Origin of the sequence: uncultured Streptococcus sp., assembly GCF_963528215.1 — a bacterium.
Classification (GTDB): Bacteria; Bacillota; Bacilli; order Lactobacillales; family Streptococcaceae; genus Streptococcus.
On sequence record NZ_CAURVL010000010.1, the window covers coordinates 18,937 to 41,432 of the forward strand.

At 43.1% G+C, this 22,496-nt stretch carries 19 protein-coding genes; 16 read left to right on the top strand and 3 right to left on the bottom strand.

The genetic code is table 11. The features are described 5' to 3' along the window. Positions 1-22: 22 nt before the first annotated feature. The 4 genes from RWS24_RS05800 to sdbB all read left to right on the top strand — a co-directional run bounded on the left by RWS24_RS05800 (position 23) and on the right by sdbB (position 3,976). Entirely contained in the window at positions 23-757 is a 735-nt protein-coding gene (locus RWS24_RS05800; RefSeq protein WP_314366084.1) for a response regulator, read from the top strand. Continuing rightward, positions 754-2,457 (top strand): sensor histidine kinase, encoded by a 1,704-nt coding sequence (locus tag RWS24_RS05805; RefSeq protein WP_314366085.1) that lies wholly within the window; start codon positions 754-756, stop codon positions 2,455-2,457. Before RWS24_RS05800 ends, RWS24_RS05805 begins: the two co-directional genes overlap by 4 nt. Before the next feature lie 220 nt (positions 2,458-2,677). Further along, on the top strand, positions 2,678-3,385 hold the full coding sequence (gene ccdA2, locus RWS24_RS05810; RefSeq protein ID WP_002913575.1) for a thiol-disulfide oxidoreductase-associated membrane protein CcdA2: 708 nt from the start codon (positions 2,678-2,680) through the stop codon (positions 3,383-3,385). Between the two features lie 15 nt (positions 3,386-3,400). Beyond that, positions 3,401-3,976, top strand: a complete 576-nt coding sequence (gene sdbB, locus RWS24_RS05815) for a thiol-disulfide oxidoreductase-associated lipoprotein SdbB (RefSeq protein WP_314366086.1) — start codon at positions 3,401-3,403, stop codon at positions 3,974-3,976. A gap of 203 nt (positions 3,977-4,179) precedes the next feature. On the opposite strand, the gene RWS24_RS05820 is transcribed toward sdbB, so the two are convergent. From RWS24_RS05820 to RWS24_RS05830, 3 genes are all read right to left on the bottom strand, one after another. Continuing rightward, positions 4,180-5,424, bottom strand: coding sequence for an NAD(P)H-dependent oxidoreductase (locus RWS24_RS05820; RefSeq protein ID WP_002895552.1), 1,245 nt, complete (start codon positions 5,422-5,424; stop codon positions 4,180-4,182). Between the two features lie 17 nt (positions 5,425-5,441). Further along, positions 5,442-6,047 (bottom strand): NADPH-dependent FMN reductase, encoded by a 606-nt coding sequence (locus RWS24_RS05825; RefSeq protein ID WP_002906610.1) that lies wholly within the window; start codon positions 6,045-6,047, stop codon positions 5,442-5,444. Positions 6,048-6,215: 168 nt separating this feature from the next. Continuing rightward, entirely contained in the window at positions 6,216-7,151 is a 936-nt protein-coding gene (locus RWS24_RS05830) for an FAD:protein FMN transferase (protein ID WP_314366087.1), read from the bottom strand. A 258-nt stretch (positions 7,152-7,409) separates the two neighbouring features. Between RWS24_RS05830 and nox the strand changes: the two genes are divergently transcribed. From nox to RWS24_RS05890, 12 genes are all read left to right on the top strand, one after another. Then, positions 7,410-8,786, top strand: a complete 1,377-nt coding sequence (nox, locus tag RWS24_RS05835; RefSeq protein ID WP_314366088.1) for a H2O-forming NADH oxidase — start codon at positions 7,410-7,412, stop codon at positions 8,784-8,786. A gap of 149 nt (positions 8,787-8,935) precedes the next feature. Next, a complete protein-coding gene (locus RWS24_RS05840; RefSeq protein WP_314366089.1) occupies positions 8,936-10,492 on the top strand; it encodes a chloride channel protein in 1,557 nt (518 codons plus the stop codon). Positions 10,493-10,610: 118 nt separating this feature from the next. After that, a complete protein-coding gene (efeO, locus tag RWS24_RS05845) occupies positions 10,611-11,483 on the top strand; it encodes an iron uptake system protein EfeO (protein WP_314366090.1) in 873 nt (290 codons plus the stop codon). 4 nt (positions 11,484-11,487) lie between these two features. Continuing rightward, entirely contained in the window at positions 11,488-12,696 is a 1,209-nt protein-coding gene (gene efeB / locus RWS24_RS05850; RefSeq protein ID WP_314366091.1) for an iron uptake transporter deferrochelatase/peroxidase subunit, read from the top strand. Then, positions 12,674-14,362 carry an FTR1 family protein gene (locus RWS24_RS05855; RefSeq protein ID WP_314366092.1) on the top strand — a complete coding sequence of 563 codons (1,689 nt, stop codon included), beginning with the start codon at positions 12,674-12,676 and terminating at the stop codon, positions 14,360-14,362. The genes efeB and RWS24_RS05855 overlap by 23 nt, the downstream gene beginning before the upstream one ends. Before the next feature lie 4 nt (positions 14,363-14,366). Next, positions 14,367-15,083, top strand: a complete 717-nt coding sequence (gene tatC / locus RWS24_RS05860) for a twin-arginine translocase subunit TatC (protein WP_314366093.1) — start codon at positions 14,367-14,369, stop codon at positions 15,081-15,083. Next, positions 15,083-15,271: a twin-arginine translocase TatA/TatE family subunit gene (locus tag RWS24_RS05865; protein WP_023916215.1), complete on the top strand. Its 189-nt coding sequence runs from the start codon at positions 15,083-15,085 to the stop codon at positions 15,269-15,271. Before tatC ends, RWS24_RS05865 begins: the two co-directional genes overlap by 1 nt. Before the next feature lie 65 nt (positions 15,272-15,336). Continuing rightward, the gene (locus tag RWS24_RS05870; protein WP_314366094.1) at positions 15,337-15,918 is read left to right on the top strand and encodes a xanthine phosphoribosyltransferase; all 582 of its coding nucleotides are present in this window, start codon (positions 15,337-15,339) and stop codon (positions 15,916-15,918) included. A gap of 114 nt (positions 15,919-16,032) precedes the next feature. Then, positions 16,033-17,376, top strand: a complete 1,344-nt coding sequence (locus RWS24_RS05875) for an MATE family efflux transporter (protein ID WP_314366095.1) — start codon at positions 16,033-16,035, stop codon at positions 17,374-17,376. A 228-nt stretch (positions 17,377-17,604) separates the two neighbouring features. Continuing rightward, positions 17,605-19,848 carry an ATP-dependent Clp protease ATP-binding subunit gene (locus RWS24_RS05880; protein WP_314366096.1) on the top strand — a complete coding sequence of 748 codons (2,244 nt, stop codon included), beginning with the start codon at positions 17,605-17,607 and terminating at the stop codon, positions 19,846-19,848. Positions 19,849-20,054: 206 nt separating this feature from the next. Further along, positions 20,055-21,395 carry a dihydrolipoyl dehydrogenase gene (gene lpdA / locus RWS24_RS05885; protein WP_314366097.1) on the top strand — a complete coding sequence of 447 codons (1,341 nt, stop codon included), beginning with the start codon at positions 20,055-20,057 and terminating at the stop codon, positions 21,393-21,395. Between the two features lie 15 nt (positions 21,396-21,410). Further along, positions 21,411-22,484, top strand: coding sequence for a thiamine pyrophosphate-dependent dehydrogenase E1 component subunit alpha (locus tag RWS24_RS05890; protein WP_314366098.1), 1,074 nt, complete (start codon positions 21,411-21,413; stop codon positions 22,482-22,484). Positions 22,485-22,496 lie beyond the last annotated feature (12 nt).

The window sequence follows — 22,496 nt, forward strand, 5'->3', positions numbered from 1 at the left end:
TATAAATAAGGAGTTGAATCTTGTGTATTCAATTATGATTGTAGAGGATGAGTATCTGGTAAGACAGGGGATTGCGTCCTTGGTAGACTATGAACAGTTTGGTATGCAAGTTATTGCTCAGGCTGAAAATGGAAGAGAAGCTTGGCAGAAATTTCAGGAAAATCCTGCTGACATTCTGCTGACCGATATCAATATGCCACAGATGAACGGCCTCGAACTGGCCAAGCTAGTCAGAGACCAAGCTCCTAAGTGCCATATCGTTTTTCTGACGGGCTATGATGATTTTGACTATGCTCGGACTGCCATTAAGCTAGGTGCAGATGACTATCTTCTCAAGCCATTTTCCAAGGATGATGTTGAGGAAATGTTGGCCAAGCTGCAGATCAAGCTTGATAAGGAACGTAAAAAAGCTCAGATTCAAAACTTGGTCGATCAGGGACAGCAATCTGAGTTGGAAGAGGCTATTCATGCGCGTCTATCAGATTCAGAATTAAGTCTGAAAAGTTTGGCTTTCCAATTGGGGTTTAGTCCGTCCTACCTTAGCGTTCTTATCAAAAAAGAATTAGGTCAGCCCTTTCAGGATTATCTGATACAAGAGCGGATGAAAAAAGCAAAACTCTTACTCTTAACTACAGATTTGAAGATTTATGAAATAGCAGAGCAGGTAGGTTTTGAAGATATGAACTATTTTTCTCAGCGCTTCAAGCAAGTTGTTGGGCTGACACCTCGGCAGTTTAAAAAAGGAGAGGAGAAATGAAACGATATCCGCTTCTTATCCAGTTGATTGTCTATATTTTTCTGCTGGTTCTTTTACTCTTGGGGGTTGTTGGGAGTCTTTACTATCAGACTAGCTCGGAGACTATTCGACAGCTGACAGAGCGGACGACGCGTAATAGTATGGAGCAAAGCGGCCAGTTCATTGCTTCCTATTTGCAAAAATTAAAGCAAACTACATCTACACTGAGTAAGGAAGAAACGATTCGGAAGTTTGCTCAGAATCAAGAAAACAGCGAAATGTCAGTTCAGTCTTTGATGAAAACCATTATTGAGACAGATCCGGATTTGGTGTCAGCAGTTTTGGTTACCAAGGACGGGCGCGTGGTATCGACAGATACTCAAATCAGCATGCAGACATCTTCTGATATGATGAATGAAAAATGGTATCAGGAAGCGGTTCATACCAGAGCCATGCCTGTCTTGACTCCTGCTCGCAAGGAGTCTCTATCATCAGAGAAGGAGAAGTGGGTTGTTTCCGTCACTCAGGAAGTGGTGGATGAAGCAGGGCAGAATCTCGGTGTTTTGCGCCTGGATATCGGCTACAATAGTCTCAAAGCCTATCTGGATAGGCTTCAGCTAGGAAAGAAGGGCTTTAGCTTTATTGTCAATAGCCAGCATGAATTTGTCTATCATCCTAAGAAGAGTGTTTATTCATCCAGTCAGGAAATGAAAGCGATGCAGCCCTATATCTCAGTCAAGGACGGTTACGCAGACCAGAAACAGGCTTTCGTCTACCAGATTGATATTGCGGACAGCGACTGGACTTTAATTGGCGTCGCTTCATTAGAGCAGTTGCAGATGCTTCAGTCACAGATGCTTTATTCTTTTGTGGGAATGGGCATTTTAGCACTCCTGCTGTGCTTGACTGGTATTTGGTTTGTTCTGCGTTTGTGGATTAAGCCTCTGCAGAATCTGCAGGCTGTCATTCTGAAGATTGGGGCAGGTGACTCAAACCTTCGGGCAGAAGCAAAGGGTTCTCCAGAGTTGGTTGACTTGGCTCAGCAGTTCAATAAAATGCTGGACCAGATTGAACAGCTAATGGAAGCTGTCAAGACTGAAGAACAAAATGTTCGCCGCTATGAGCTCCGAGCTCTCTCAGCTCAAATCAACCCTCATTTCCTTTATAATACCTTAGATACTATTGTCTGGATGGCTGAATTTAACGACAGCAAGCGTGTTGTTGAGGTAACAAAATCACTCGCTCAGTATTTCCGCTTAGCGCTTAATCAAGGGCACGAACAGATTTCTCTTAGAGATGAGATTGATCACGTTCGTCAGTATCTCTTTATCCAGAAGCAGCGCTATGGTGACAAGCTCCAATATGAGATTGAAGAGGATGAATCCATAGCTGATTATAAACTGCCCAAGCTGGTACTTCAGCCTTTGGTTGAAAATGCCATCTACCATGGCATCAAGGAAATTGACCGACAGGGCATGATTCGCGTTACTGCGGCAGCAGAAGAGGGGCAGCTGATATTATCTATCTATGATAATGGCCGAGGCTTTGAACTCCAAAATTCAGTGGACAAGACCCTTCTTCGCTTAGGTGGAGTTGGTCTGAAAAATGTCGATCAACGATTAAGATTGCAGTTCGGAGACGACTACCATATGGAAATCCAGTCCGAACCAGATAAATTTACCCAGATTAGTCTTTATTTGCCACTAGTTACAGATGATTAGGTCTATTAAGTTTTAAAATATTCAAGCCGGCAGAATTTTCTCCGGCTTTTTACTGTTTGAAAAAATGCACTGGTTTTGCTGTTCATCAAGCGAATTTTTCTCTTTTTCTACTCTCATGAATTTGCAAAAAAATTACCGTAGCGGATTTGTGAAAAATCTATAAGATTCATTTATAATGATAAGTGAATGTTTATTCTACGTAGTAGTTAGAGGAGAGAAAATGGAATCACCTTTATTTTTTGTTTCAGTTTTTTTAGCTGGTATTTTGTCCTTCTTTTCCCCTTGTATTTTTCCCTTATTGCCGGTTTATATTGGCATTTTATTGGATGACAAGGAGGTCAAGACCCTGAAAGTATTTGGCCGGGAGCTTGCTTGGCAAGGCATGGTTAGGACACTCTTTTTCATTGCGGGCATCTCGACAGTCTTCTTTTTGCTAGGCTTTGGGGCAGGCTTTCTAGGAACAATTATTTACAGTTCGACCTTTCGTTATGTGATGGGAGGCCTCATCATTCTGCTAGGTCTGCATCAGATGGAACTAATTAATATTCGCCAGTTACAGATTCAAAAGAGTTTGACTTTCAAAAAGAATGGCCAGAAACATCATTTTTGGTCTGCTTTCTTACTGGGGATTACCTTTAGTTTTGGTTGGACTCCCTGCATTGGTCCGATTCTCAGCTCAGTCTTGGCCTTAGCAGCTTCGGGTGGGAATGGTGCTTTTCAGGGAGCGATTCTGACCTTGATTTACACTTTGGGAATGGCTCTGCCTTTCTTAATCTTGGCTTTGGCATCCAGCTTTGTTATGCAGTATTTCAATAAAATCAAGCCTTATATGGGCCTGATGAAGAAAATCGGCGGAGCCCTGATTATTTTGATGGGAATTCTGCTGATGCTAGGACAGCTCAACGCCCTGTCTGGACTTTTTGGATAAAAAGGAGAAAGAAATATGAAAAAAATCGTTACTTTATTAGCAACTGTTTCAGCAGTGGTCTTTTTGGCAGCCTGCTCGGAACAGGAAGAGAAGCCCATGACTATGCCCACAACCAGCAGTTCATCTAGTGAGACCCCTCTGACAAGTACTGTCACCCAAGCAGCTGTCGGTCAAGAGGCACCTGACTTTACTCTGCAATCTATGGATGGAAAAACAGTCAAACTTTCTGACTACAAAGGCAAGAAAGTTTATCTAAAATTCTGGGCTTCTTGGTGCGGACCTTGTAAGAAGAGTATGCCAGAATTGGTCGAATTGGCTGGTAAAACAGATCGTGATTTTGAAATCTTGACAGTTGTAGCACCAGGTCTCCAAGGAGAGAAATCTGTCGAGGAATTTCCAAAATGGTTTCAAGAACAAGGTTATAAAGATGTACCAGTTCTATTTGACACTTCAGGAGAAATTTTCCAAGCCTATCAGATCCGCAGTATCCCGACTGAAATCCTCATTGACAGTCAAGGGAAAATCGGTAAAATCCAGTTTGGAGCTATCAGTAATGCTGATGCAGAAGCAGCTTTCAAAGAAATGAAATAAAGCAAAAAAGAGGCTGGGACAAAAGTCCTAGCCTCTCAATTGTCTTTGGATTGTCGAGCAAGACGCAGTGGTTGAGTGGGCTCTACTACGCTGATTTCATCAGCTTTCACAGCCCTACTCAACTGTGCGGAGGTGGGACGACGAAATCGAATCCTAACGAATTACCGATTTCTGTCCCACTCTCTTTTTAGTTTGTAATGTGATTAAGCGCTAGCACCTGATGTTGCATCAGCTCCTCCGTCTCCATGACCTCCATCGCCCCCAGCATCAGAAGCACCAGAAGTAGCGTCTGCGTCTCCATGACCTCCGGCAGGAGCAAATGGTCCGCTGCCTCCAACCAAACGTTGGCCAGTTTCTTTTAAGTACCAGTCAAGCCATGGTTGGAAATTAAAGACGATTTCATTGATTCCTGCGTATGATCCGTCAGGATAGTACATAGCTTGGTAGTTATGGGTATTGATAACACCTGCAGGTGAACCAGGGACGATTGTACGAACGTATTCTTGGTTTCCGTTGCGAAGCGTTCCGATAACCCACTCTACATTTTTCATCCGAGCTGGTGGGAGAGAACCATGAACGGTTGACATGCGGCTACCTGATTGAGGTGGCACACGTTTAGCAAACATGGTGTCTGGGTCTTGGTGGGCGTTGTTGTAGTAGAGGAATTGGTTGTTATCGTCAGCGTATGTCAATTCAAATGGCATAGCTTTTAAGAACATATCAATTTGATTAACAGTCAAGATACCATGGTCAAGTTTGACATAAGTATCGCCTGAAACAGCACCAGTGATTTCAGCGACTTTTTCCACCCATTCTGGATCATCTGGATCAACTTCTGTAATTGTCGTAGCGATTGGCTTTCCGCAGTCTAAGTCTTCAGGTTCAATTGGTTTTGGTTTTTTCAATTTTGAAACGACCTCTACATATTTGATAAAGTTATCTAAGCATGTTTCAAGGAAATTCACAGTTCCTTCGTTGGTAATATTACCATCATTGTCAAAAGCTTCCTTGGCTTTGCCCAGCAAGAACTCATTGCCTGGGAGGGTGTAAGCATTGACGCCAGGAGCATCTAGGATTTTACGTAGGTGAACTTGAGCACGGGAAGTTCCTTGGTCGTAGTAAGAAGCACCGACAATCATGACAGGCTTGTTTTCGAAAGGATGAACCTCGTAAGAGAGCCATTCTAAGACACTCTTCAAAGGAGCGCTGATAGTATGATTGTGCTCAGGGGTTGCGATGATGACACCGTCTGCACGTGTGATTTTGTTATACAAATACCGCAATTGGAAGCTTTCATCCCATTTTTCATCCTGGTTAAACATTGGGACTTCATCGATTTCTAAGACTTCCAATTCAAATTTAATTTTGAACTGACGACGGATGAATTCCAATAATTTTCGGTTATATGATTGTTCGTAGTTTGATCCTACAATTCCAACAAATTTCATTCTTTCAGTCTCCTATCTTACAATTTTTCCCAATTAAATTCTTCAGCATCTTTGCGAAGCAATTCTTGTGCGTTGCGCAATTTTTCAGTGATTTTGACAAAGATACGGAAGTCATCAAAGATAGCATCCAATTTTTTTACAACGTCAAGATCTACCAAGTCTCCGCTTTGGTCAAATGCTTGAAGAGAATGTGAAAGCAAGAACTCATCTGGAAGAACAGTTGCCTTGATTTCTGGAGCGTTCAAAATTTGACGGAGCTGCAATTGGGCACGAGAGGAGCCAAGTGTACCATAAGAAGCACCAGTGATCATGACCGGCTTGTTCAGCAGTGGATAAATACCATAAGAAAGCCAAGCCAGAGCATTCATGAGCACAGCTGGGATAGAATGGTCGTATTCAGGTGTGCCGATAAGTACGCCATCCGCAGCATCGATTTTTTCGGCAATTTCTGATACCAACTCAGGGACGTTTCTGTCAGCAGGTTTATTAAACATTGGGATATCTTTAATCTCAACCAGCTCGATTTCAGCCTTGTCAGCGAAGTGCTTAGACATATATTGAAGAAGTTGCCGGTTTGTAGAACGGTTAGAATTTGTTCCAACAATTGCAATAAGTTTTAACATAAAATTTCCTTTCTGAAATTAAGATACAGAGCCCTCGTGTGTGCATTTATTTTTCTTTAGGCAAGTAAAACCTAGAAGAAAGAGAGAGCGTTTTTAAATGGGCATGTTTATAAAAGCTAGAGCGATAGTGTTACCGCTTAGTGTGGCAGCAAATTTATCACTTTTGAATTAAGAAGCAGGAATTATCTGCTCTAAAAGGCCTGAGCTGAAGAAGAGCTGACTGTCTTGGGTGATAATCAGGGCTTCAATCCCTGCTTGCTCTTCAATCTGAGACAGAATCGATGTCGGACTTTCGCCAAATAAACGAGTTGTCCAGATTTCGCCATCTACCGACTTGTCTGAAACAATGGTCAGACTAGCTAATCGATTTTCGATAGGATAGCCTGTTTTGCGATCCAGAATGTGATGGTAGTTCTGCCCCTCAACTGTAAGGGTTCGCTCGTAGATTCCTGATGTGACCACTGACTGATTGGTGACAGCAAGTATAGCTGAGTGATTGCCGCGTAACAGCTTGGGATTTTGGATGCCAATCCGCCAGGCGCGCTGGCTGACTGCATTTTGCCCAATGGTTAGTACATTGCCACCAAGATTGATAAGAGCAGAAGTCACTCCCTGACTCAGCAAATAGTCCTTAATCTTATCAGCGATATAGCCTTTAGCCAAGGCGCCTAGATCCAGTTTCATGCCTTTCTTAGCCAAAAAGACACTACGGTCTTCTGGATTCAGCTCAAGCAAGTTTGGGTCAGTCAGGCTCAGAGCTTGCTGAATCTCCTCTGTACTTGGGAGACGGGCGTCTGAAAATCCTATCCGCCAGGTCTGGACTAGAGGGCCGATTGTGATATTTAAGTGGCTGCCTTCTGCTAGGCTGTGATATTTTCCCAGCTCAATCAGCTCAAAAAGCTCTGGATGAACTGAGACACTTTTAATTCCTGCCAAATGGTTGATAGTCATAAGTTCAGAGTCTTCATCATTGGCACTAAAGCGATTTTTATAGACATGAAGCAGTTGGACCGCCTCATCTAAGAGTATTTCCGCTCGCTCATGATAGAGAGAGATGCAAATAGTACTCCCCATCAAATGAAGCGAGCGAGAAGCAAAGTCCACATTATCACAACCTTTCTAAAATTAACCTCTCTAACCTTATTATATCAAAAAGATACCGGTTTCACAATCTTAAATTTGTTATATTTTCAGAAAATGAAACTTCGCAAAAAGTAGTTTTTCTGAGGTATTTAGACTGCAATGGTACAGCTTTTTAGGTAGTCTAAGAATTTTTGAAAATTTCGAGCAAATTTCTTGTAAACGCTCACAGGAGATGATATACTTGTCTAGTAAATTATAAATTAAGGTAGGACTATTCTTATGAGTAAAATCGTTGTAGTTGGTGCAAACCACGCAGGTACAGCGTGTATTAATACAATGTTGGATAATTATGGTGCAGAAAATGAAGTAGTTATTTTTGACCAAAACTCAAACATTTCATTCTTGGCATGCGGAATGGCCCTTTGGATTGGACAGCAAATCAGCAAGCCAGATGGACTTTTTTATGCAGACAAAGAAACTTTTGAAGCAAAAGGCGCAAAAGTTTATATGAATTCACCAGTTGAGTCAATTGATTATGATGCGAAAAAAGTTACAGCTATCGTTGATGGCAAAGAGCATGTAGAGTCTTATGACAAATTGATTTTAGCAACAGGTTCTCAGCCAATTCTGCCTCCGATTAAAGGTGCTGAGCTGGATCCTAACAGCCGCGAATTTAAGTCAACCTTAGAAAATCTGCAGTTCGTAAAATTGTATCAAAATGCTGCAGATGTTATTGAAAAATTGCAAGACAAGAGCAAACATATTGAACGTGTGGCAGTAGTAGGTGCTGGCTACATTGGGGTTGAGTTGGCAGAAGCCTTCAAACGTCTTGGTAAAGAAGTGATTCTGATTGATGTTGTGGATACTTGCTTGGCTGGTTATTATGACCACGACTTGTCTGATATGATGCGCCAAAACCTTGAAGACAATGGTGTTCAATTAGCCTTCGGTCAAACTGTTCAGGCTATTGAGGGTGAAAGCAAAGTAGAACGCATTGTAACAGATAAGGCTAGATATGATGTAGATATGGTTGTCTTAGCAGTTGGCTTCCGTCCAAACACTGGTCTTGGTGCTGGCAAGTTGGAAACATTCCGCAATGGTGCTTTCTTGGTGGATAAGAAGCAAGAAACTAGCATCAATGATGTTTATGCAATTGGTGACTGTGCGACTGTCTACGATAACTCTATCAATGATACAAACTATATCGCCTTGGCTTCTAACGCTCTGCGCTCTGGTATCGTAGCAGCTCATAATGCTTGTGGTCATGAATTGGAATCAAACGGTGTTCAAGGTTCTAATGGTATCGAAATCTTTGGTCTGAAGATGGTTTCAACTGGTCTGACAGAAGAAAAAGCTAAACGCTTTGGTTACAGCCCAGCTGTGGTTGAGTTTAAAGACACTCAAAAACCAACCTTCCTTGAAAAGGTTGAGCATCATGATGTTACAATCAAGATTGTCTATGATAAGGACACTCGTGTAGTTCTTGGAGCTCAGATGGTTTCTAGAGAAGATATGTCTATGGGGATTCACATGTTCTCATTGGCCATTCAGGAAAAGGTTACAATTGATAAATTGGCCTTGCTGGATCTTTTCTTCCTGCCACACTTCAACAAACCATACAACTACATTACTCAAGCAGCTTTGCGCGCTAAATAAGAAAATAAGTAAGTCTGGGACAATTCCCAGACTTTTTTGTGTAGAGTCTTTAAAAAGACATCTTAAATAAGAAATTTATATTTCGTCTGTTTATCAGGCTTGCTTTGTGCTAGAATATTGGTAAAGTAACTATTTAGAGGAGATTGGGAATGGCAAAAAAGTCTATCTCGCAAGAGGACGAGATCAAGAAAGAATTTAATTTCACAACTCATTCGATTATTTCCCAGGTTTTGCGAGGTGTCTTAGTTGGGATTTTTGCTGGACTGGTGGTGGGCGTTTTTCGCTTTCTGATTGAAAAAATCTTTCATCTAGTGATGGACCTATACCATAAGAGTCAGCAGTCTATGCTTTGGTTGCTGGCTTTGGTGTTGTTTTATGCTTTCATCGTCTTGCTCAATACTCGCTTGGTAAAGTCGGAGAAGAATATCAAGGGGTCAGGGATTCCGCAGGTTGAAGCAGAGCTGAAGGGTCTGATGTCGCTTTCTTGGTGGAGTGTTCTCTGGAAGAAGTTTGTATTGGGGATTTTAGCCATTTCTAGCGGTCTGATGTTGGGGCGAGAAGGACCAAGTATTCAGCTGGGCGCAATGAGCGGAAAAGGCGTCTCTAAATTTCTGAATTTGAGTGCCGCTGAGGAGAGAGCACTCATTGCTAGCGGTGCGGCGGCAGGCTTAGCAGCAGCTTTTAATGCACCAATCGCAGGACTGCTTTTCGTAGTAGAAGAAGTTTACCGTCATTTTTCACGCTTTTTCTGGGTTTCTACGCTGGCAGCCAGTCTAGTTGCTAACTTTGTATCACTCTCCATGTTTGGACTGACGCCAGTGCTGGACATGCCAGATAATATCCCGGTCATGAGGCTGGAGCAGTACTGGATCTACCTAGTCATGGGTTTGCTGCTGGGCTTGTCAGGTTATATTTATGAAAAAGTAATTTTGAACATTCAGCTGGTTTACCAGTTTTTTGGGCGAATGTTTAGGATTTCAGAAGCCTATTATCCTATTCTGGCCTTTGCCTTGATTCTTCCGATTGGTTATTTCCTGCCTCACTTGCTGGGCGGGGGCAATCAGTTGATTTTATCTTTGACTGCTGGTCATTACACTGTGGGAACCTTGCTCTTGTTTTTTATTCTGAGATTTTTTTGGAGTATGTTAAGTTATGGAAGCGGCTTGCCAGGTGGCATTTTTCTGCCTATCCTTGCTCTGGGTTCACTGCTTGGCGGAGCAATGGGGGCGGTCTGTCTGCAGCTAGGTTTGATTTCTCAGGAGCAATTTCCGATTTTCATTATTCTGGGTATGAGTGGCTACTTCGGTGCCATTTCTAAGGCTCCACTGACAGCCATGATTCTGGTCACAGAGATGGTCGGTGACATCCGTAATCTCATGCCGCTGGGACTGGTCACTCTGGCTGCTTACATTATCATGGATCTGCTAAAAGGAGCACCAGTCTATGAAGCCATGCTGGAAAAAATGTTGCCAGACAGTATCGAGGATCAAGGAGATACTACTTTAATTGAAATCCCTGTTTCTGAAAAGATTGCTGGTCGGCAGGTGCATGAGCTAAACTTGCCTGATGGGGTCTTGATTACCATGAATGTCCACAAGGGAAAGACTCAAACGGTCAATGGCAGCACGCGCCTCTATCTGGGAGATACGATTTACTTGGTGCTGAAAAAGACGGAAATCGGAAAAATCAAAGAAGAGCTGCTTTAATGGTCTTAATATATAGTTTTTGATTAAATTGTCAGACAATTTCTTGAAATATGAAAAAAAAACTGGTATAATTTACAGGAAATAATCTCTATCTAGGAGAGAAAACAAAGGAGTCACCATGAAAAAACTTGGCATCGTCCTATTTTCAACGGCAATTTTACTGACTGGCTGTGCAGCCAACAACTCTTCAAACAAGACTGGCTCAAGCAGTCAAGCATCCAGCAGCCAAACTGCTGTCAATCAGAAAGAATTGGACAAGGCGACAGCGGATTATAAATCTTTTGTCCAAGGACAAATCGATCAACTCCTGACAGATACGGAGAAATTTCGTGATACCCTTAAAGAAGGCAAGCTTGATGAAGCTAAAAAGCAGTATCCGCTTATCCGGATGGCCTACGAGCGCTCGGAGCCGATTGCTGAGAGCTTTGGTGAATCAGATGTTAAAATTGACTTCCGCTTAGTCGACTATGTGGACGAAAACAAGACCGAAGAAGGCTGGTCTGGTTTCCACCGCATTGAAAAAATCATGTGGGAGCAAAATACAACCAAGGGCACTGAAAGCTATGCCGATCAGCTGGTTAACGATATCAAGGAGCTAAAGGCTAAAATCGCAACGTTTGAAGTGACTCCGGATATGATGTTGACAGGCGCTGTTGACTTGCTCAATGAAGTGGCGACCAGCAAGATTACAGGTGAGGAAGAAGTATTCTCTCATACAGATCTCTATGATTTCCGAGCAAATATTGAAGGAGCAGAAAAGATTTTTGAGCTCTTCAAGCCATTAATTAAGGACAAGGATGAGAAGCTTGTCAAGACCTTGGAACTTGAGTTTAAAAATGTAAACAGTCTCCTAGACAAGCACATGACTGACTCGGAAAACTACAAACTCTATACAGAATTGACAAAAGAAGACACCAAGGAGTTGGCGGAAGCTGTTACCAAACTGGGTGAGCCTCTTTCACAAATGGGAGTCATTCTAAACGGGGAGTGATCTTATGACAAACGACGAAAAATGGTTTAATAAAAAGATGGATCGTCGTGAATTTCTTAAAAAAGCAGGGATTGGAGGCGCTGGTCTTGCACTGGGTGTCTCTGGTGCATCTGCTTTTTTAGCTAATCAGGCGAAGGAAGATAAGAAATTCGCTGACGGTGAGGAAAAAATCAGCTTCTACGGGGAGCATCAGGCGGGTATCACAACTCCGATGCAGAAGAATATCTACTTTGTTGTCTTGGATTTGCATACGACAGATAGGGAGACAATTATCCAGCTCTTCAAGGACTGGACAGCCTATAGCGAGAAGCTAGTCAATGGAGAATTGGTCAAAAAAGATAATTCAAATGCCCTTTTGCCGCCAACGGATACTGGTGAAACTGTCGGTCTCAACCCTTACCGATTGACCTTGACCTTCGGTGTCTCAGCCTCTTTTCTGAAAAAAATGGGCTTATCAGACAAACGACCGAAGGCTTTTCGGGATTTGCCGCCTTTTCCAAAGGAGCAGCTCAAAGAAAAATATACGGGTGGCGATATTGTCATCCAGGCCTGCGCGGATGATGAGCAGGTAGCCTTTCATGCGGTCCGCAATCTGGTCCGCAAGGGGAGAAATGCCATCACTATGAAGTGGAGTCAGTCAGGCTTTGCTGCTATCGGAGACCGGATGTCAACGCCTCGTAATCTCTTTGGATTTAAGGACGGCACGGCCAATGTGACCAAGGAAAAAGATTTTGACAAGGTCATTTGGTGCGACAGCAAGGACTGGATGCAGGGCGGCTCTTACATGGCTGTCCGCCGGATCCAGATGTTCCTTGAGACCTGGGACCGGACCAATCTGCAGGAACAGGAAAACACTTTTGGCCGCTATAAAGATAGCGGAGCGCCTTTTGGCAAGAAAGACGAGTTTGACGAGGTTGACTTAGACTTGCTGCCAGAGGATTCACATGTCCGTCTGGCCAAGGAAGTTGATAAGCCCATATATCGCCGGTCTTACTCTTACTCAGATGGGATTGATGAGAGTACTGGTCAGTTCGACACAGGCTTACTCTTTCTTTCCTTCCAGAAAGATCCAGACAGCTTTGTCAAAGTTCAGACCAATCTAGGCGCTCAAGATAAGATGAATGAATACGTCACACATGTCGGCAGTGGCTTGTTTGCTTGCTTTGGTGGAGTGAAAAAAGGAGAGTACCTTGGTCAAAAATTATTTGAATAAAAGTCTCTTGATTTTGGGGCTCTTGCTGGTCTTTTTGCCTAAGCCGGTTTTAGCGGACGAGAGCTACAGCAGTTTATTCGTCAAAATTACTGATGCCAGCACTGCAGTCAAGCAGAAGGACCAGGAAAAAGCCAAGCAGCTAGTCGGAGAAATCAAGACTGACTTTGAAAAGGTGGCTAATCACGACTCTGCAGCGGGACAAGAGGTAAGTAAGGCGCTAGACTTATCGGGTCAGGTGACGGAGGAGAAGCTGACACAGATTTCTTCTGCCCTCTTGAAATTTGAGAAAGAGCAGAATCCAGTCGACCTAGAGACCGAGAAAAAGAAGCTTATAAGTAAGCTAGAGCCAAAATTTGAAAATCTACAAAAGGCTATTAGAGCTAAGGATTTAGAAGCAACGAGAGAAGCTTATAAGAAGATGAATAGCACTTGGACCAGCAATGAAAGCGTGGTGCGAGACAACAGCACAGCTCATTACGGTAAGGTGGAAACAGCTATTTCATTTCTGCGCAGCGCCATCGAGACGGAGCCTACTGACTTTGACATGATTCAGTCTTCTTTTGATGATTTGAAAACCGCCATTTATAATTTTGTCAAAGGAGAGAAAGTCCAAGAAGCTGCTGGCAATCTGACGCTGAAAGATGGGATTAAGCTGCTAGAGGAGGCTTTGAGTCTCTTCCAAAGCGGCGATGATAAAAAGGCCGCTGCTAAGATGAAAGAATTCATCACCATTTGGCCAACGATAGAAGGAGATGTCAGTGTCAATAATCCTTCGCTTTATACCAAGGTTGAGAGTCAGACACCTGTTATTATGGTCAAGGGGAGCGAAGAGAAGTATCAAAAGCAGCTGGAATCCTTGATTAGTGAGCTGTCACAGATTGACACAACAGCTTCCTATCATTTCTTTGATGCTATGCTGATTTTGCTGCGTGAGGGTGTAGAAGCGCTCTTAATTGTCATGGCTTTGATAACGACTCTGAAAGCCTCCAAGATGAAAAAAGGACTCAAATGGGTTTATGCCGGAGCAGCGAGTGGGGTTCTAGCCAGTGCTGTGATTGCAGCTTTGCTGCAGTTTCTTTTCCCAGCAGTTTCTTCTGGATCCAATCGTGAGATTATCGAGGGTGCAGTGGGTATTTTCGCTGTCGCCATGATGATATTGGTTGGTATCTGGCTGCATAGCAAGGCATCTATTGAGAAATGGAATGACTTTATGGAAAGTCAAATGAAGGCTGTAACAGCCACAGGGAGTTTTCTTTCCATGTTTGCTCTTAGCTTTCTGGCAGTTTTCCGTGAAGGGGCTGAGACCATCCTCTTTTATGTAGGAATTCTGCCGCGTATCACTATGACTGATTTCCTTTTGGGAATCGGCTTGGCTCTTCTGGTCTTGGTCTTGCTGGCATTTATAATGAGTAAGGCTTCAGGTCTTCTCAAGCCACACAGCATTTTCTTCTGGCTGACCTGGCTAATCTATGCTCTTGCCTTTAAAATGCTGGGCGTCAGCATCCATGCCCTTCAGCTGACCAATATCCTACCGACTCACCTAATCAATGGCTTTGTGACAGTAGACTGGATGGGGATTTATCCAAGCCTAGAAGTGGTAGTTAGTCAGGCTTTCTTTATCCTTCTGGTTGTCTATGTTAGCTTTAAAAATCAGAGAAGCGAGTAGCAGCATGGATAAAAAAGAACAGACTATTATTGAGCATTTGACAGAGTTCAGGCGGCGTTTTCTAGCGGTATTGGCTTGTTTTTTCGTGGTTTTTCTGGTTAGCTTGCTCTTTTCGGCCGATATTTATCGATGGCTGACTAGTAATTTTGAGAATAAGCTGCTGGTGCTGGGGCCGGATGATATCCTTTGGATTTATATCAGTCTGGCTAGTCTGGTCGCTTTTTCCCTGACCTTGCCATTTTTGGTTTATCAGGTCTGGGAGTTTGTTCGACCGGCTTTGCGAGCTAATGAAGCACGAGCTGTTTTCGCTTATATCCCGGCTACCTTTATCTGTTTTGTTCTTGGTTTGGCTTTCGGCTTTTACTTTGTGACTCCGGCTATTTTACAGGTGTTGCTGTCGCTGGGGGAGGGTCTCTTTGAGACTCGGCTGACAGCACAGAATTATCTTAGTTTCGTCTTTCATACCACTATTCCGATTGCATGCCTTTTTGAGCTGCCAGTTCTTGTGTCCTTTCTGACTTCTATCGGTTTGCTCAATCCGAAATTTTTGGTAAAATATAGACGATACGCTTACTTTATTTTGCTCGTTTTAGCTGTTGTCCTGACACCGGCCGACTTTATCAGCGACTTGTCTATGACAGTGCCTCTGATTTTGCTCTATGAAGTCAGCATCCTGCTCAGTCGCATCATTTATCAAAGAAAATCAACGAGGAGAAATTAATGGGACTTTTAAAAGACATCGGAGTACCTGGAGTAATCATTATTGTTCTGGGAGCCCTGCTCATTTTCGGACCAAAGCGCCTGCCCGAACTGGGGCAATCTATCGGTAAAATGTTTTCAGAATTCAAAAAAGCAGTCAATCATTCTGGAGAAGAAGACAAGACCGAGAATAAAAATGAAAAAGAGTAAAGAAAAAGCACGGATAGCCGTGTTTTTCTTCTAGCATCAAGTATAGCTTGTGATAAGGAGTAAAAATGAAAAAATTAGAAGAACGGATTCTCAGAGATGGACAAGTGTTAGGTGAAAATATCTTGAAAGTTGACTCTTTCCTGACTCATCAGGTTGATTTTTCATTGATGAAAGAGATTGGCCAGGTCTTTGCGGATGTGGTAAAGGATGCAGGAATTACTAAGGTAGTGACTATTGAAGCTTCTGGTATTGCTCCGGCTGTATACGTAGCAGAGGCACTGGGGCTACCAATGATTTTCGCTAAGAAGGCCAAAAACATCACGATGACAGAAGGGATTTTGACGGCTGAAGTATACTCTTTCACCAAGCAAGTGACTTCGACCGTTTCGATTGCTGGGAAATTTCTCAACTCTGATGATAAGGTGCTGATTATTGACGATTTTTTGGCTAATGGTCAGGCAGCCAAGGGCTTAATTACCATTATTGAGCAAGCAGGAGCACAGGTTGAAGCGGTTGGCATTGTCATTGAAAAATCCTTTCAGGATGGCCGTCAACTTTTGGAAACAGCTGGTTATCGTGTCCTTTCTTTGGCGCGAATAGCAGGGTTTGAGAAGGGGCAAGCTGTATTTGCTGAAGCAGATATGTGATTTCCTTTTCCTTTTGACTATCTGTCTGGCTTATAGTATAGTAAAGATAGTTGATATTCTACAATCTAAGCTCATTGATTTTACTTGGGTAGAAAAAGTTTTTGAGGGATTTCTATGCACCAAACTCATAATTTACAGCAGCGGATGCGGCTCTTTATTTCTATTTTTTTGCCGATTTTGATCTACCAACTGGCTAATTTTTCAGCCTCTTTTGTCGATACGACCATGACTGGCCGGTATGATACCTTGCATCTGGCTGGTGTTTCTATGGCAACTAGTCTTTGGATTCCATTTTTCGACCTGCTGATAGGGATTGTGTCGGCCTTGGTCCCTATAATCGGGCATCATTTAGGACAGGGGAAAAAAGAAAAGATTGCTTCTGATTTTTATCAGTTTATTTATCTTTCTTTGGGGTTATCGCTAATTTTATTTGCCTTGGTATTTGTGGGCGCTCCTCTGGTTTTGTCTCACCTTGGCCTAGAGCCTTTAGTAGAAGAAGTAGCTAAGAACTATCTTTGGTATCTGGCGCTCGGCATTATTCCTCTTTTGCTCTTTAGCACCATTCGTTCTCTGTTTGATGCTCTAGGGTTGACCAAGCTTTCTATGTATCTCATGCTCTTACTTTTGCCCTTGAACGGCTCTTTTAATTATGCCCTAATATACGGAGCATTTGGATTTCCAGAAATGGGCGGAGCCGGAGCCGGACTTGGGACTTCTTTGGCTTATTGGGTTTTGCTCCTCATATCCTTGTTAGTAGCAGTCAAACATCCAAAAGTCCGAGCCTATGAGCTCTGGAAGATTCGACCACTGGACAAAAAGAGCTTAATCGAAGGCATTCGACTTGGACTGCCTATCGGCGGAACCTTTTTTGCTGAAGTTGTGATTTTCTCGGTTGTTGGCCTGGTCATGGCTAAGTTTTCGTCACTAATTATTGCCAGCCATCAGGCGGCCATGAATTTTTCAAACTTAATGTATGCCTTTCCTATGAGCATTTCAACCTCAATGTCCATCATTGTTTCTTATGAAATTGGAGCCAATCGTCCTGACGATGTTAAGAAATTCTGTAAACTTGGGCGGCTGACGGCTTTGGGAATTGCTGGATTTACCTTTCTCTTTCTCTATATCTTACGAGACCGAGTGGCTGCACTCTATGGTTCGGATACCGAGTTTATACGTATGACATCTGTTTTTCTGACCTACAGCCTCTTTTTCCAGTTGGCAGATACTTTTGCGGCTCCTTTGCAGGGCATTCTTCGGGGCTATAAGGATACTCAGGTGCCGTTTTACTTGGGTCTGATTGCTTATTGGGGAGTTTCGCTTCCCCTGGGACTCTTTTTAGATCACTTTACTAGTTTAGGTCCTTATGGGTATTGGATTGGCCTCATTGCTAGCTTGGTGACGAGCGGCATTCTCTTTCAGTGGCGGCTTAATCGTTTGGCTAAAAATATTACAAATTAAAGAGTGTTGGTTTGTCCCTTTAGGATAAGTCAGTGCTCTTTTTTTCACAATCTTTTGTTAAAATTAGATTAAAACATGAAAAACGCTTACATTTTTTCTAGTATATTGATTGTGAAAATGATATAATGGACATAAGATTATCAAGTCAAGTTTTTGTTAAAATAGGTTAATCTTTAAAATATTGTTTGCAGTTGTCTTTGGTTTTCAGAAGAAAAGCGAGGGAACTATATGACTGAACACTATACCCATCTTTTGCAAGAAGTACTAAATGCTGCAAAGGAATTAGCTATTCAAAAACACAATTATCAAGTGGACATTCCGCATGTCTGGACAGTTCTGACCCAGCCTCAAGCTTTTGCCTTGGAATTCTATACCGGTTTGGACCTTGATATTAATGAATTTATCAGAGTCATCAATCAGGAACTAGCCAAGATTCCTGTATTTTCACATACGGACACGAACCGATTTGGACGTCAGTATAGCCAGCGTCTCAAGAATCTTTTAGATGATGCGGAGGCTGAGAGGGCGGAACTGAGGGACGAGGTGGTAACAGTAGAACACCTGATTCTCAGTCTATTTCACCAGCAGCGAAATCCTATAACTGTCTTTTTAAAGCAGGCTGGGATTGATAAGGAACTAGTTGCTAAAAAGTTGAATAAGGTTCGCCAAGGCAAACGAGCAGTCTCTTCCAGTCAGGAGAGTCGCTACCAGGCCCTGAGCAAATATGCAACTAACTTTAATCAGTGGTTAGCAGACCAGACCGGTAGGAAGGTGATAGGCTGCAAAGAGGAAATCAATGATATTATCCGTGTCCTTTCCAGAAAAGACAAGAGCAATGCCATTCTCATAGGCTTTCCAGGTGTTGGAAAATCCAAAGTAATGGAGGGGTTTGTTGGCAGACTGCTTGCTGATGATGTTCCAGAACATTTACTGGGCAAGGAAGTTTTTAAGTTAAATCTAGGCGGACTGATTGCCGGGACTAAATATAGAGGAGAGTTTGAAGAGCGCTTCAAGGCTGTTTTGGATGAGGTGCTGGCTGCTAAGAGGAAGATTATTCTTTATATTGAGGATATCCACCAAATCGTGACAGCAGGTCGTACAGAGGGGTCTCTAGATGCAGGTAATCTTTTAAAACCGCTCTTGGCTCAAGGACAGATTAATATCATTGGCACAACGACTTTTGCTGCCTATCGAGAGAGCTTCGAGCTAGATCAAGCTTTGGAGGGGCGTTTCCAGCGGATTCGTATTGAGGAGCCTGATCAAGATAAGGCATTGACAATTCTGCAAGGACTGCGGGAGAATTATCAGGACTTTCACGGAGTTTCCCTGACGGATGAAGCTCTGCAGGAAGCGATTAGTCTTTCAATTCGTTATCTGTCAGATCGTTATTTGCCTGATAAGGCACTGGACTTGATTGATGAGGCTTGTGCTGTCAAGAAAATCCAGCTAGCTCAAGCGGAAACAGAACGACCAGACGTCAGTCGTGAAGATATAGCTAGTATCGTAGAACGTATAACGGGAATCAAAGTGCAGGGAATCATGGACAATGAGCGCGAACACCTGCTAAATCTAGACAAGCTCCTGCGCCAGAGAATTGTAGGACAAGACCAAGCTGTTCAAAAGGTTTCGGAGGCCATTTTACGCTCGAGAGCTGGAATTCAAAATCCAAAGCGTCCTATTGGTTCATTCCTCTTTCTGGGGCCTACTGGAGTCGGGAAGACTGCTCTGGCAAAAGCCCTTGCTGAGCGGCTGTTTGGCAATGAGTTGGAAATGGTCCGACTGGATATGTCTGAATACATGGAAAAACATGCAGTGGCTCGTTTAGTTGGTCCGCCACCAGGCTACGTAGGATTTGAAGAGGGAGGGCAGCTGACAGAAGCTGTTCGTAGAAGGCTTTATTCGATTGTCTTGCTGGATGAGATTGAGAAAGCCCATCCGGATGTATTTAACACCCTGCTGCAAGTATTGGACGAAGGACGCTTGACAGACTCTAAAGGGCGTACTATCGACTTTAAAAATACTATTTTGATTATGACAAGCAATATTGGCTCCCAGCAGATTTTGGAAAGTCTCAAAAGTGAACAGGGACTGACTGCTGAAACGCAGGAAGAAGTTCTGTCTTTGCTGCAACATAGCTTTAGGCCAGAGTTTTTAAATCGGATTGACGAGACGGTTGTTTTCAATCCTCTGAGGACAGAAGATATGATCAATATCGTAAAAATTATGGTCCAGCAACTTCAGGAAAGGTTGGAACATCAGAAGATTCAGCTTCATCTGAGCGAAGAAGTCTATGCTTTTTTAGCCCAGAAAGGTTACCAACCAGAATTTGGTGCCCGTCCTATTCAAAGAAGCATTACGCGCTATCTCGAAACGCCTTTGGCTCGTTATTTGGTAGAAAATAAGGAAACAACTGAAATGACAGTTCAAGTCAGTTTGAAGGATAGGCAACTGGATTTTAATTATTTGGTATAAGTTTCTTCTAAAAGTAAGCGCTTACTATGTATATACAAAGAAAAACAAAGAAAGGGGGTTCATGGTTTCTGAGCAGACTCTATCCTGAGATTTTGAAATGAGTCTTAGGTATACATAAAATAATGAGATGTTTTTTGTATCTATAGCCGACAGCAATCATTTTGATTGTTGGAGCACCCTTTGCATTTTATGAAAGGAGGCCTGTTTTGTCTGTTTATGATGTTTTGATTATCGGTGCTGGACCGGGCGGTTATGTGGCTGCTGAAGAAGCAGCTCGTTTAGGTAAGAAAGTCGCCGTAGTAGAAAAGAAGTCTATCGGCGGAACCTGTCTGAATGTAGGATGTATACCGTCTAAGGCCTATCTCCAGCACGGTCATTGGTTGCTGACAATGGAGGAAGCTAGGCGTTATGGCGTTGAGAGCAAGCTTGAAAGGATTGATTTTGAGAAATTGGTAGACCGAAAGAATCAAGTTATTGCCAGTTTGCAATCTGGAATTCATGCTAGCTTTAAGTCTTTAGGTATTGAATATATCCAAGGGCAGGCCAAGTTTGTCAAAGACCGAACTTTCTCCGTCAATGGAAAAGAAATCAGTGGCAAAGATGTGATTTTGGCTACTGGCAGTTATCCTTTTGTGCCTCCTATCAAGGGATTGGAACAGGTTGATTATCTAACGACGGATACGTTTTTTGACTTGAGGGATCTTCCTGAGAAGTTGGTCATTATCGGAGGTGGCGTTATCGCAATTGAGCTAGCTTTCGCTATGGCTCCTCTGGGTGTTGAGGTCACTGTTATCGAGGTTGCGCCGGAAATCCTTTTGACTGAAGAAGCAGAAGCGCGACATGTGATTCAAAAGAAACTAAAGAAAATGGGGGTGATGATTTATCAGGGAGCGCAGATAAAGGAAGTAACTGCTAATTCTGTCTTACTTGAGAACGAGCAGGTTGCTTTCGACCATCTTTTGGTCGCTACTGGCCGCAAACCAAATCTAGAGCTAGCAAAGGATATGGGATTAGCCTTGACAGAACGGAATTTTGTCAAGGTAGATCAATACTACGAAACATCCAAAGAGCATGTTTATGCTATCGGTGATCTCTTGGAATCTTATATGCTGGCTCACGTAGCTAGTGCAGAAGGAATAAAGGCTGTAAGAGCTATCTGCCGGAGGGCTGAAGAAGCAGTTGATCCGCTCGGTGTTCCCCGTTCACTCTACACCAATCCTGAAGTGGCTTCTTTTGGTCTCAGCAAGGAAGAGGCTGAGCAGGCGGGCTATGATGTTCTGGTCGAGCAGCTGCCTTTCTCTTATAATGGGCGGGCTATCGCTATAGGTGAGACAGAGGGCTATGTCAAGTTAATTTCAGAAAAGAAATATCATCTTCTACTAGGTGCAGTCATCGTCGGTCCGAACGGTACAGATCTTCTGCAGAATTTGATTTTGCTGAGGCAGGCTGAAGCAACGCTGGATCAAGTTCTTGAAACAGTTTTTGCTCATCCTACCACATCAGAACTAATACAAGAGGTCGCTAAAAGAATCGTTCAGGACGATTAATGAGGAGGTAAAAATATGTCAAATTATAAAGATTTACCACAACAGTTGAGCAAAACAAGAAACCAAAGTGCTGTATCAGAGCTAGTCGATTTAAAAGTCCATGATGCTACCGAAGTTGAGGTTGAGCAGATTTCAAAAGAAAAAGCCAAGACCATGTATAAAACCATGTGGGATATCCGTAATTTTGAGGAAAATACCCGGCGTTTCTTTGCTGCAGGACAGATTCCTGGTTTTGTTCACCTTTATGCTGGAGAGGAAGCGATTGCTACTGGCGTCTGTGCCAATCTGACAGACAAGGACTATATTACCAGTACTCACCGGGGACACGGTCACTGTGTTGCTAAGGGTGGTGATTTAAAGGGAATGATGGCAGAAATTTTTGGCAAGGAGACTGGGCTTGGAAAAGGAAAAGGCGGATCTATGCACATCGCCGATTTGGACAAGGGGATTCTCGGTGCCAATGGTATGGTTGGTGGAGGCTTTGGTCTAGCTACCGGTGCTGCTATGCGCAACAAGTATTTGAAAACTGACAGTGTAGCGGTCTGCTTCTTCGGTGACGGCGCAGCCAATGAAGGAAATTTCCACGAATGTCTCAACATGGCAGCAATTTGGAAACTGCCGGTTATCTTTGTCAATGAAAACAACCTCTTTGCAGAATCTACACCGCAATGGTATTCTTCAGCGTCTGGTACCATTGCTGAAAGGGCTGCTGCTTATAACATGCCTGGCATCCGGGTTAATGGTAAGGATTTATTCGCTGTCTACCAAGTAGCCAAGGAAGCTGTAGAGCGGGCTCGTAGAGGCGAAGGACCTACCTTGATTGAAGCTGTAACCTATCGCGACCATGGTCACTTTGAGGGCGATGAGCAGAGGTATAAAGCTCTGGAAGGTGAAGAAAAAGACTGGGCTGATGTGGATGCTCTAGATGTCTTCCGTGACTACGCTATCGAGCATGGCCTCTTGACCGAAGAGGAACTTGATACCATCTTAGAAGAGTCTCGAAAGGATGTAGAAGAAGCTATCAAATTTGCTCAAGACAGTCCGATTCCTCGTTCCGAGTCTCTGCTGGAAGATGTATTTGCTGATTGATAGAAGGAGGTT